The sequence below is a fragment of the Vibrio nigripulchritudo ATCC 27043 genome, assembly GCF_000222685.1.
Lineage (GTDB): Bacteria > Pseudomonadota > Gammaproteobacteria > Enterobacterales > Vibrionaceae > Vibrio > Vibrio nigripulchritudo.
In genome coordinates, this window is the sequence record NZ_AFWJ01000282.1 from 19,818 (window position 1) to 31,175 (window position 11,358).

At 48.5% G+C, this 11,358-nt stretch carries 9 protein-coding genes; 7 read left to right on the plus strand and 2 right to left on the minus strand.

The window, feature by feature from the left end; genetic code table 11:
• Positions 1-5: 5 nt before the first annotated feature.
• A complete protein-coding gene (locus RH89_RS21700) occupies positions 6-608 on the plus strand; it encodes a thiol:disulfide interchange protein DsbA/DsbL (protein ID WP_004406510.1) in 603 nt (200 codons plus the stop codon).
• Between the two features lie 334 nt (positions 609-942).
• On the opposite strand, the gene RH89_RS21705 is transcribed toward RH89_RS21700, so the two are convergent.
• A complete protein-coding gene (locus tag RH89_RS21705) occupies positions 943-1,827 on the minus strand; it encodes an acyltransferase (RefSeq protein ID WP_004406512.1) in 885 nt (294 codons plus the stop codon).
• A 211-nt stretch (positions 1,828-2,038) separates the two neighbouring features.
• Between RH89_RS21705 and RH89_RS21710 the strand changes: the two genes are divergently transcribed.
• Positions 2,039-3,013 (plus strand): DUF2860 family protein, encoded by a 975-nt coding sequence (locus RH89_RS21710; RefSeq protein ID WP_004406514.1) that lies wholly within the window; start codon positions 2,039-2,041, stop codon positions 3,011-3,013.
• 43 nt (positions 3,014-3,056) lie between these two features.
• Here RH89_RS21710 and RH89_RS21715 read toward each other — a convergent pair whose 3' ends face one another.
• On the minus strand, positions 3,057-4,580 hold the full coding sequence (locus tag RH89_RS21715; protein WP_004406516.1) for a YifB family Mg chelatase-like AAA ATPase: 1,524 nt from the start codon (positions 4,578-4,580) through the stop codon (positions 3,057-3,059).
• Between the two features lie 455 nt (positions 4,581-5,035).
• Here RH89_RS21715 and ilvG point away from each other — a divergent pair, with 455 nt between their 5' ends.
• Genes ilvG through ilvA form a run of 5 tightly spaced genes read left to right on the plus strand, consistent with a single transcriptional unit; the run spans position 5,036 to position 11,316 of the window.
• Entirely contained in the window at positions 5,036-6,682 is a 1,647-nt protein-coding gene (gene ilvG / locus RH89_RS21720; protein ID WP_004406518.1) for an acetolactate synthase 2 catalytic subunit, read from the plus strand.
• On the plus strand, positions 6,682-6,966 hold the full coding sequence (ilvM, locus tag RH89_RS21725) for an acetolactate synthase 2 small subunit (RefSeq protein ID WP_004406520.1): 285 nt from the start codon (positions 6,682-6,684) through the stop codon (positions 6,964-6,966). The genes ilvG and ilvM overlap by 1 nt, the downstream gene beginning before the upstream one ends.
• Positions 6,967-6,981: 15 nt before the next feature.
• Positions 6,982-7,929: a branched-chain-amino-acid transaminase gene (ilvE, locus tag RH89_RS21730; protein WP_004406522.1), complete on the plus strand. Its 948-nt coding sequence runs from the start codon at positions 6,982-6,984 to the stop codon at positions 7,927-7,929.
• A gap of 12 nt (positions 7,930-7,941) precedes the next feature.
• A complete protein-coding gene (ilvD, locus tag RH89_RS21735; RefSeq protein ID WP_004406524.1) occupies positions 7,942-9,783 on the plus strand; it encodes a dihydroxy-acid dehydratase in 1,842 nt (613 codons plus the stop codon).
• A gap of 3 nt (positions 9,784-9,786) precedes the next feature.
• Entirely contained in the window at positions 9,787-11,316 is a 1,530-nt protein-coding gene (ilvA, locus tag RH89_RS21740) for a threonine ammonia-lyase, biosynthetic (protein ID WP_004406527.1), read from the plus strand.
• Positions 11,317-11,358 lie beyond the last annotated feature (42 nt).

Genomic DNA, 11,358 nt, shown 5'->3' on the forward strand with positions numbered 1-11,358 from the left:
ACACAATGAAAAAGCTGTTTGCACTTGTCGCAACACTTGTATTGAGCGTCAGCGCTCACGCTGCGCAGTTTAAGGAAGGCACCAATTACAAAGTGCTAGATTTAGAAGCCTCTAAAACCCCGACTGTTACCGAGTTCTTCTCTTTTTATTGCCCTCACTGTAACTCGTTTGAGCCAATCATCCAGCAACTGAAAAAGAAAATCCCTGAAGACGCGAAACTGGTTAAGAACCACGTATCTTTTATGGGTGGCAACATGGGCGCACCAATGAGCAAAGCTTACGCAACTATGGTTGCGCTAAAAGTAGAAGACAAAATGGTGCCAGTGATGTTCAACCGCATTCACAACCTGCGTAAGCCACCAAAAGATGAAGCTGAATTGCGCCAAATCTTCTTGGATGAAGGTGTTGATGCGAAGAAATTTGATGCGGCATACAAAGGCTTTGCCGTAGATTCAATGGTTCGCCGTTTCGACAAGCAGTTCCAGAATAGCGGTCTGCGTGGTGTGCCAGCAGTAGTGGTAAACAATAAGTACCTGGTGAATACAGAAGGTCTTGAGTCCCTGGACCAGTACTTCGATTTGGTTAACTACCTGCTGAAGCTGAAATAACGCTTCGCTACAACGAGCTAAGAAAAAAGGAGCCTAGGCTCCTTTTTTGTTGCATGACATATCTAGGGTCTGTTGAACTTTCGTGGTTAAATTTTGTTCGAGTTCTATGCCTTTTAATCGCGGCGCAAGGTCTGTAGCCTAGTCATTCTAAGCAAATACCTTGCAACAAAGAGTAAAAGGCATAGAAACGAACCCTTCGGGCAGCATTTGTGGCTCCTTTCTACTGTGTTACCGCTTATTGATGTAGAACAACTACACCGAATAAGCGCTGCCTTGTATAAAGAACCCACAAATGGCTGCAAAAATCATCTCGAAAGGTCAACAGACCCTAGCCTTACCGGCTTTGATAAATATTCTTTAGCACTTCGTCTTTTTGTAGCCAAACATCCCCCAGCCATTGCTGGAACTGACGCTTATAAGGCTTATCATTAAAGTAATCGCCCTGTACTTCTTCTGTCATCGGAATGGTGCGGATTCTCACCTCAATGCGTTTCATTCTTCCCATCAGCATATCCTTAAAAGGCGAATTCACATTCTCTGGATAAGCGAGAGTTACATCGATAATGTTGTCAAACTGCTCGCCCATGGCGGCAAGGGTATATGCGATACCGCCTGACTTTGGTGCCAGCAGGTACTCATAAGGTGCTTTTGATTTACGTTGTTTATCCTGGGTAAAGCGAGTTCCTTCCACGTAGTTCACTACGGTAGTCGGCAGGTGGCGAAACTTCTCGCAGGAGCGTCTGGTCGTTGCCAGATCCTGACCACGCTTTTCAGGATGACGAATCAGATACTCTCGCGAGTAACGGCGCATAAATGGCATGTCCAGCGCCCAGCAAGCCATGCCTACAAATGGCACGTACAGCAGTTGCTGTTTAAGAAAAAACTTCGGCATCGGGATTTTGTCTTTGAATACGGTGCAAAGCACTACAATGTCAGTCCAGCTTAGATGGTTACTGATCATCAGGTACCAACCGTCTTTTTTCAGCCCTTCTCCCCCCTCAATCGTCCACTCTACGCGATTAGACGCAGACAGAATCAAACCATTCACAGTCGCCCATAGCCACATGAAAAAGTTGGCTGCACGGGTAATTTGCGTTTTAAGCTTTTGCCCTGGAAGTAGAAGCTTTACCAGCGCTAAGATCACTATTGGAATCGAGCACATGGCGGAATTAAGAATAACGAGCGAAACATTGATGATAAGAAGAAGATAACCAAACATAGACGCTATAAGTGTTGGAAAGTGAACCGAGCCAATAAAACGGTGCAATATTGTACTGTGCTGTCATCTTAATGTAATCCATTTATTTAATGGTCTGATTTGTCGAATTTTTCGTATGCTGTCATGGAATAATGAGTTAACTACGGATTAACATGATCACTTGTACTCTCAGCCAAAAACAGATCTCGCAACATTAGATAAAGGAAATATCATGAAACGAAAATCGTTAAGTGTTGTACTTGCAGCGTTATTTGCCTCTTATGGCGTACAGGCAGAACTGAACGATAGAAATGGAATCAGTGGCGAGGTCGCTATTAATGTTGGATACACCAGCCAGACTTCCAATTTGAACACAGAAGCCGATGCTCAACGTGTAGACGGGGAAACCCCAACGCAAAATAAAGAGCTCATTGCCCCTCTCGGAAATTTGCAATACACCTTCGGAGATAAGCGAAACCATCAGGTGTTCATCGGTACGTCACGTGCGGACGTTGCTATTGGTACATTAGCACTTGAGCTCGGTTATCGTAATGAACTGCCATCCGGTATGACATGGAGTGTTGCGGCTCTGCCAAGTGTATTGCAATCTGATGTATGGCAAGACCCATATCAGTTGGTGGGTTCGAGAAAAGAAACCAAAGAGTTCGGTACGGCTTACCGCTTACAACTGAAGAAAACGCCACTTTGGGGACTCAGTTTTGATCTCGCTTACGGTCAAATCAATATCGACAAGGAAACGTCGGGCTCTGAGCTGGCTTCAGGTGCAGAGAAGTTGGCTCGTGAAGGAAATGTCTACTACTCAAAGGTAGAGAAGTTTCTTCCCCTCAGCCGCACGACATTCCTGATGCCTTCATTGAAATACGTTCAGCGTAATGCCGACGGCTCTGCCATGCAGAATACTGGGATAGGCGCAGATCTGACCGTGTTGATGCTAAGAGGTCAACACCAGATCGCAACCACTGTTTCTTACATGAACAGAGGCTACGACGATATAAACCCCGTGTTTGACAAAACCCGTGACGACAACCAACTCAAGCTGTTCCTCGCTTATGAGTATCAGAACTTCATGAACTGGGAGAATACCTCTCTGGTCGCTTTCGGTGGTTATGAGAATGTCTCTTCAAACATCGATTTTTATGACAGCAGTAACTGGATTGTGGCTACGGGCTTAAACTACAGCTTCTAATTCCACCTTACTTTTAAAAAATGCCAGCAAACGCTGGCATTTTTTATACCGCCTGAGCCGTCAGTTGCTTCATTAATCTGTCCATCGCTCGATAACCCAACGCTTCAGCAATATGTGGCCGCTCGATTTGAGGGCTTCCTGACAAATCTGCAATGGTACGTGCCACTTTGATGATTCGATGATAAGCGCGTATGGATAACCCGAGTTGGTGCAATGCGTTCTCCAGAAACTCTGCATCTTGCTTGTGCAAAGGACAGTATTTGTCGATTTCACGTGTACCCAGAAGCGCATTCACTTTTCCACTGCGAGCCTGCATTTTCTCTCGGGCAAAGTTGACCCTCTGTTTCACCACCTGAGTCGGTTCTCCGCGATCGCCACCTTCTGATAACGTACCTTTCGGCAGTGCCGGTATTTCCAGTGACATATCAAAGCGATCAAGCAAAGGCCCTGATAGTCGCCCCAAATACCGCAGGATCGTCTGAGGGTTCACTCGAGCTTGATTCCCCTCATAGTACCCCGTCGGGCTAGGGTTCAAAGCCCCTACTAACTGGAATCGGGCAGGAAAGCGGGTTTTCCCCGCGGCGCGAGAAATGATGATTTCACCGGACTCCAGTGGTTCTCTGAGCGAATCCAGAACCTTTCGTTCAAACTCCGGCATCTCATCTAAAAATAGCAGTCCATTATGAGCTAAAGATATTTCGCCAGGACGAGGAATCGATCCACCACCAACCAGTGCTGCCATAGAACTCGAATGGTGTGGGGAGCGGAATGGACGCTTCTTCCAGTTGTACTGATTTATCTCTTGTTGGGTGAGAGAAGCAACTGACGCACTTTCCATTGCCTCACCTTCGCTCATGTCGGGCAGCAAATCGCACAGTCGCGACGCCAGCATGGTTTTCCCCGTACCGGGTGGTCCAAGAAAAAGCAAATTGTGATTACCCGCAGCGGCAATTTCGAGTGCTCGCTTACCTTGCTGCTGACCAATGATATCTTGCAGGCATCGTGATGATTCCTTTGCAAAATGAAGTTCTGGGGTTTGAAATAATCCCAGTGTTTTCTGCCCACACAAATCAGCGCATACATCGAGTAAATTGGCTGCGGATTTGTGAACATCCGCCCCTACAAGGGCTGCTTGATCACCATTGGCATCGGGAACAACCAAGCAATGGTTTTCCCGGTTTGCGGCTAACGCCGCTGGTAACACGCCTTTGACGGACCGGAGTTCACCCGAAAGGGCCAGTTCACCAATAAACTCGGTCTGACCCAGTTTGGTAATGGCAATTTGCTCTGAAGCCGCCAAAATACCCAGCGCTATGGGTAAATCAAACCTTCCACCTTCTTTGGGTAAGTCAGCGGGAGCCAGATTGACGGTAATTCGCTTGGCTGGAAACTCAAAGCCTGAATTAATAATCGCACTGCGAACCCGATCTCGAGATTCCTTCACAGTAGTTTCTGGTAATCCTACCAACGTAAACCCTGGCATTCCGTTGCTGATGTGAACTTCAACCGTCACTTCTGGAGCTTCCACTCCTACACACGCCCGGCTATGAATGATCGCTAACGCCATGTTGCTTCCCTGCCTACTATTTAAACAATGACAATTTTATAACTAATTAATTTTTAAAGACTATTTCTTATATATCCTTTTTCCGTACGCAATAAATGTGAAAAAAGTCTTACTTTTTGCTTGTCATGTAACCAAGGATTGTGTTACCACTAGAAACGCAAACAAATTCACAACTTTTGAATAACTAGAATTAATGAAATTATCTGCTCGCACTAACGCACTCGTTGCCCTGATTATCGTGGTCATTATTAGTACCGCGCGGGGGATTGTGGGCAGAAAATAACCACAGAATAGCAAAAACCCCCGCGCTGAGAAGCTCGGGGGTTTTTTTATAACTTAAGACATCATTAACCGAATGAAATCAGGTTAATACAGGAAGAATGGGAGCACACGATGTGCCAAGGCAGTAAAGGGATGAAGCCGTTTCGTCCCTCGCAAACCGCAGGAGAGCAGCAATGACAGGAGCAGAATTGGTTGTTGCGGCTCTGCAGCAAGAAGGAATTAAAACGGTATTTGGCTACCCGGGCGGTGCCATTATGCCAATCTACGACGCGTTATATGATGGTGGTGTGGAGCACATCCTATGCCGCCATGAACAAGGCGCTGCCATGGCAGCAATTGGTATGGCGCGTGCAACACAAGACGTTGCTGTCTGTATGGCAACATCCGGACCAGGTGCCACAAATCTGGTTACCGGTCTGGCGGATGCCTTTCTAGATTCGGTGCCTCTGGTTGCGATTACCGGTCAGGTTGCCAGTTCTCATATAGGTACTGACGCATTCCAGGAAATGGATGTCATTGGCATGTCATTGGCGTGTACCAAGCACAGCTACCTGGTTACTGACATCAACGAGCTCGCCCCCACTCTTGCCGAAGCTTTTGAAGTAGCGAAAACAGGTCGTCCCGGACCGGTTATCGTCGATATCGCCAAAGACGTTCAACTGGCTCAGGCTCCAACCGAAATCCTTCCTCATTTCGAGCCACCAGCGATCCCAGTTGTTGATCCTGAAGCCGTAACACAAGCGCAAGAACTTCTGTCTAAAGCAACACGTCCTGTCTTATATGTCGGTGGCGGTGTTCAGCTGGCAAACGCGACGGAATCCGTTCGTGAGTTTCTTCGTCTTAATCCAATGCCTTCTGTCAGCACCCTTAAGGGGCTGGGAACCATCGAAAGGCACGATCCTCACTATCTTGGCATGCTTGGTATGCACGGCACCAAAGCGGCAAACCTGGTAGTTCAGGAATCTGATCTTCTGATTGTGGTCGGTGCACGTTTTGATGACCGAGTGACAGGTAAACTCGATACCTTTGCGCCTCATGCTAAAGTGATTCATATCGATATCGATGCCGCTGAATTCAATAAGCTAAGAACCGCTAATGCGGCACTTCGTGGTGACATCAATGTCATCCTTCCTCAACTTGAGCTGTCTCACGATATTTCTCCTTGGGTTCATCACAGCGAGAGCTTAAGAAGCGGTTTCAAATGGCGTTATGACCACCCTGGCGATCTTATTTTTGCCCCTCTTCTGCTTAAACAGCTTTCCGACATGATGCCTGACTCTTCCATGGTATCGACCGACGTTGGTCAGCACCAAATGTGGGCAGCGCAGCACATTCAGCCTCGTGAGCCGCAAAACTTCATCAGCTCTGCCGGTCTGGGCACTATGGGTTTCGGTCTTCCAGCTGCAATGGGCGCGGCAGTCGCACGTCCTGATGACCAGTCTATCCTTATATCTGGGGATGGTTCATTTATGATGAACGTTCAGGAATTGGGAACGCTAAAACGCCGCCAGATTCCGGTGAAAATGGTGCTTCTAGATAACCAGCGTTTGGGTATGGTTCGTCAGTGGCAGTCGCTGTTCTTCGATGGTCGCCACAGTGAAACCATTCTTGATGACAACCCAGATTTCATCATGCTGGCACAAGCATTCGGTATTCCGGGCAAGGTCATCACCAAGAAAGAAGAAGTTGAGCCAGCACTAAAAGAGATGCTGGAAAGCGAAACGTCTTACTTACTGCACGTTTTGATCGACGAAGAAGAAAATGTATGGCCTCTGGTTCCGCCAGGCGCCTCAAACAATGACATGCTGGAGAACACCTGATGCAACGTTACTTAATGGACATCAAAGCCGATGATAAGCCTGTATTGCTGGAACGTGTTCTTCGTGTGGTTCGCCACCGTGGTTTTGTCATCAAGCAGGTTGCTGCGACTCAAAACCACGAAAGCAAGGTTGCCAGCGTAGAAATCATCGTCGATAGCGACCGCCCTATCACCACTCTGATCAATCAGATAGAAAAGCTGTGGGACATTCGCACTGTAGAGGTCACGGAAATCAATAGAGACGAATTGCCCAATAATAACTTACAACAAAAAGTTTGTGCTTAAGGAAGGAATGCGAACATGACAAAAAAGACAGCTGATTACATCTGGTTCAATGGTGAAATGGTTCCTTGGGGAGAGGCGAACGTTCACGTCTTGACACACGCCATGCACTACGGCACTTCCGTGTTTGAAGGTGTTCGTTGCTACAACACACCAAATGGACCAATCGTATTCCGCCACTTAGAGCACGCTAAACGCCTGAAAGATTCTGCGAAAATATACCGCTTCCCTATTCCTTACACAGTTGAGGAAATCATGGAAGCCACTCGTGAGACTCTGCGCCAGAACAAGCTGGATAACGCTTACATCCGTCCATTGGGTTTTGTTGGCAATGTGGGCTTGGGTGTATGCCCACCGGAAGGTACCGAAATGGAGGTGATCATTGCGGCATTCCCATGGGGTTCTTACTTAGGTGAAGAAGCATTGGAAAACGGTGTGGATGCGATGATTTCAAGCTGGAATCGTGCCGCACCTAACACCATCCCAACTGCAGCTAAAGCTGGTGGTAACTACCTATCTTCATTGCTAGTAGGCGGTGAAGCCCGTCGTCATGGCTACGATGAAGGTATTGCGCTTAGCGTTGACGGCTACCTCTCTGAAGGGGCGGGTGAAAACATCTTTGTTGTGAAAGACGGAGTGATCACTACTCCCCCAGCAACCAGCGCCATCCTTCCGGGTATCACTCGTGACTCCATCATGACGCTAGCGCGAGATCGCGGCTACGAAGTGCGTGAAGCCAACATTGCTCGTGAAGCACTTTACCTTGCGGATGAAGTCTTTATGACGGGTACTGCAGCGGAAATTGTGCCAGTGAGCACCATCGACAAAATTGACGTGGGCAGCGGTAAACGCGGTCCGATTACAAAAGAAATGCAAGACGCCTATTTTGGGTTGTTTAACGGCACCACAGAGGACAAGTGGGGCTGGCTGGATTACGTATATCCAGAGAATGCACCAGCGAAGTAAGGAAGTAGAACAATGCCAAAATACAGATCCGCCACCACAACCCATGGTCGTAACATGGCTGGCGCACGTGCCTTATGGCGTGCCACTGGCGTAAAAGAAGAAGATTTCGGAAAACCTATCGTTGCGGTAGTTAACTCGTTCACCCAATTTGTTCCGGGTCACGTACACCTCAAAGACATGGGGCAACTGGTGGCAAGGGAAATTGAGAAAGCTGGCGGTATCGCCAAAGAATTCAACACCATTGCCGTCGATGACGGAATCGCAATGGGTCACGGTGGTATGTTGTATTCCCTGCCTTCCCGAGACCTGATCGCCGATTCCGTGGAGTACATGGTCAACGCGCACTGTGCAGACGCCATGGTATGTATCTCGAACTGTGACAAAATCACTCCGGGAATGCTGATGGCAGCTATGCGCCTCAACATCCCAGTCATTTTTGTGTCTGGCGGACCGATGGAAGCGGGTAAAACAAAGCTATCCGATCAAATCATCAAGCTAGACCTGGTCGACGCCATGATTCAGGGTGCCGATCCAAACGTATCTGATGAACAAAGCCAGCAAATTGAACGTTCTGCATGCCCAACGTGTGGTTCTTGTTCCGGTATGTTTACCGCAAACTCAATGAACTGTCTGACGGAAGCACTTGGTCTTTCTCAGCCAGGTAATGGTTCAATGCTGGCAACCCACGCTGACCGTGAATCCCTGTTCCTGAATGCGGGCCGTCGTATCGTTGAACTGACCAAGCGCTACTATGAACAGGACGATGAAACGGCTCTGCCTCGCAACATTGCCTCATTTGAAGCATTCGAAAATGCCATGGCTCTGGATATTGCGATGGGTGGTTCCACTAATACCATCTTGCACTTGCTATCTGCGGCGCAGGAAGGCGACGTTGACTTCGATATGGAAGACATTGATCGCTTGTCTAGACGCGTACCACACTTGTGTAAAGTGGCGCCTTCTACTCAGAAATACCATATGGAAGACGTGCACCGTGCTGGTGGTGTAATGGCGATTCTTGGTGAGCTGAATCGTGCTGGATTGGTGAACAACCAAACCCGAACGGTGCTGGGTCTATCTATGGAAGAACAGTTAGCGCAATACGACATCATGCAAACCGAAGACGCTGACATTCTTAAATTCTATCGTGCGGGTCCAGCAGGTATTCGTACCACTCAAGCATTTTCTCAGGACTGCCGCTGGGATTGTCTTGATGACGACCGTGAAAACGGCTGTATTCGTACTAAAGAGAATGCATTCAGCCAAGACGGCGGTCTGGCCGTTCTGAAAGGCAACATCGCCCTTGACGGATGTATCGTAAAAACCGCTGGTGTAGACGCAAGCATTTTGAAATTCACCGGTCCTGCTGTGGTATTCGAAAGTCAGGAAACGGCGGTAGAAGGCATCTTAGGCGGCAAGGTAAAAGCTGGCGACGTGGTCGTTATTCGCTACGAAGGACCAAAAGGCGGTCCGGGCATGCAGGAAATGCTGTACCCAACGACTTACCTTAAATCAATGGGGCTCGGCAAAGAGTGTGCTTTGCTTACCGACGGTCGTTTCTCCGGTGGTACTTCTGGTCTTTCTATTGGTCACGCCTCACCTGAAGCGGCAAGCGGTGGCACCATTGGATTGGTGAAACAAGGCGATATCATCGCGATTGATATTCCTAACAGAACCATTTCGTTGGAAGTGTCCGAAGAAGAGCTGGCAGCTCGTCGCGCCAAACAAGACGAACTGGGCTGGAAACCAGAAAATCGTGAACGTGAAGTCTCCTTTGCACTTAAAGCGTTTGCCAGCCTGGCAACCAGTGCAGACAAGGGCGCCGTCCGCGACAAATCTAAGCTAGAGGGCTAGCTTATGACACTGACCACTCAAACTGGCGCAGAATATCTGCGCCAAATCCTGCGCGCTCCGGTATACGAAGTGGCAATGGTGTCCCCTTTTCAGGAGATGCCACGGCTCTCCGCGCGCATTGGCAACCATATTCAAATCAAGCGAGAAGATCGCCAGCCCGTTCACTCGTTTAAACTTCGCGGCGCTTACAACATGGTCGCGAACTTATCTGACGAGCAGAAAGCCGCGGGGGTTATTGCGGCATCCGCAGGCAATCACGCTCAGGGTATGGCTCTGTCAGGCTCTAAGCTCGGCATTCAAACCACCATCGTAATGCCCAAAACCACGCCAGACATCAAAGTCGACGCAGTTCGAAGTTTTGGTGGCAATGTGGTACTTCATGGTAATAACTTTGATGAAGCCAAAGCTGAAGCAGAGCGACTCTCTCTAGAACACAGATATACCTTTGTACCACCCTTCGATCATCCTATGGTGATCGCAGGTCAGGGTACGATTGGTATGGAAATGCTCCAGCAAAATGGTCATCTCGATTACATTTTTGTCCCAGTAGGTGGCGGCGGTCTCGCAGCAGGCGTTGCAGTGCTCGTGAAGCAGTTGATGCCAGAAATCAAAGTGATTGCGGTAGAGCCAGAAGAGTCAGCTTGCCTCAAAGCCGCACTGGATGCTGGTGAGCCTGTGGTTTTGGATCAAGTCAGCATGTTTGCTGATGGTGTCGCGGTAAAGCGCATTGGCGAGGAAACCTTCCGCTTGTGTCAGCAATACATCGACGGTCACGTTAGCGTTTCAAGTGACGAGATCTGCTCTGCAGTCAAAGACATTTTTGAAGACACTCGTGCGATAGCCGAACCATCTGGTGCACTGGCGTTAGCTGGATTGAAAAAGTTTGCCGAGCAGAATGCCTTACAAGGCAAACAGCTTGGAACCGTGTTATCCGGTGCCAACACCAACTTCCACGGCTTGCGCTACGTTTCAGAGCGTTGTGAGTTGGGTGAGAAACGTGAAGGTTTATTGGCGGTGACTATTCCTGAGCGCCAAGGCGCGTTCTTTGAGTTCTGTAACCTGATTGGCGGCAGAGCGGTTACCGAGTTCAACTATCGTTATAACGATGACAAACTCGCCAATATATTCGTTGGTCTGCGGCTGCAAGAGGGCCAGCAGGAGCTCGACAGCGTTATTCAGGATCTACGTGATGGCGGGTACCCTGTGGTTGATCTGTCTGACGATGAAATGGCGAAACTGCACGTTCGCTATATGATTGGTGGCAAACCCTCTAAGCCGTTGAAAGAACGTTTGTACAGCTTTGAATTCCCTGAATACCCTGGGGCACTTGTGAAGTTCCTGAGTACCTTAGGCACACACTGGAACATCAGTCTGTTCAACTACCGCAACCAAGGCGCCGATTACGGCCGGGTATTGTGCGGTTTTGAACTGGATGAATCGGACTTGTCTCGATTCTCGGCTCACCTCAGAGAACTTGGTTATCAATGCAAAGACGAGTCGGATAACCCGTCTTATCAGTTCTTCCTTTCTTAACGGTAATTCTTAAAAAAAAACGGGGCTTTTCCTAATGCCGAT

Bases quoted from the DNA above. Each gene is read 5' to 3' on its own strand.
- RH89_RS21700 (WP_004406510.1), top strand. From the start codon at position 6: ATGAAAAAGCTGTTTGCACTTGTCGCAACACTTGTATTGAGCGTCAGC.
- RH89_RS21705 (WP_004406512.1), bottom strand. From the start codon at position 1,827: ATGTTTGGTTATCTTCTTCTTATCATCAATGTTTCGCTCGTTATTCTT.
- RH89_RS21710 (WP_004406514.1), top strand. From the start codon at position 2,039: ATGAAACGAAAATCGTTAAGTGTTGTACTTGCAGCGTTATTTGCCTCT.
- RH89_RS21715 (WP_004406516.1), bottom strand. From the start codon at position 4,580: ATGGCGTTAGCGATCATTCATAGCCGGGCGTGTGTAGGAGTGGAAGCT.
- ilvG (WP_004406518.1), top strand. From the start codon at position 5,036: ATGACAGGAGCAGAATTGGTTGTTGCGGCTCTGCAGCAAGAAGGAATT.
- ilvM (WP_004406520.1), top strand. From the start codon at position 6,682: ATGCAACGTTACTTAATGGACATCAAAGCCGATGATAAGCCTGTATTG.
- ilvE (WP_004406522.1), top strand. From the start codon at position 6,982: ATGACAAAAAAGACAGCTGATTACATCTGGTTCAATGGTGAAATGGTT.
- ilvD (WP_004406524.1), top strand. From the start codon at position 7,942: ATGCCAAAATACAGATCCGCCACCACAACCCATGGTCGTAACATGGCT.
- ilvA (WP_004406527.1), top strand. From the start codon at position 9,787: ATGACACTGACCACTCAAACTGGCGCAGAATATCTGCGCCAAATCCTG.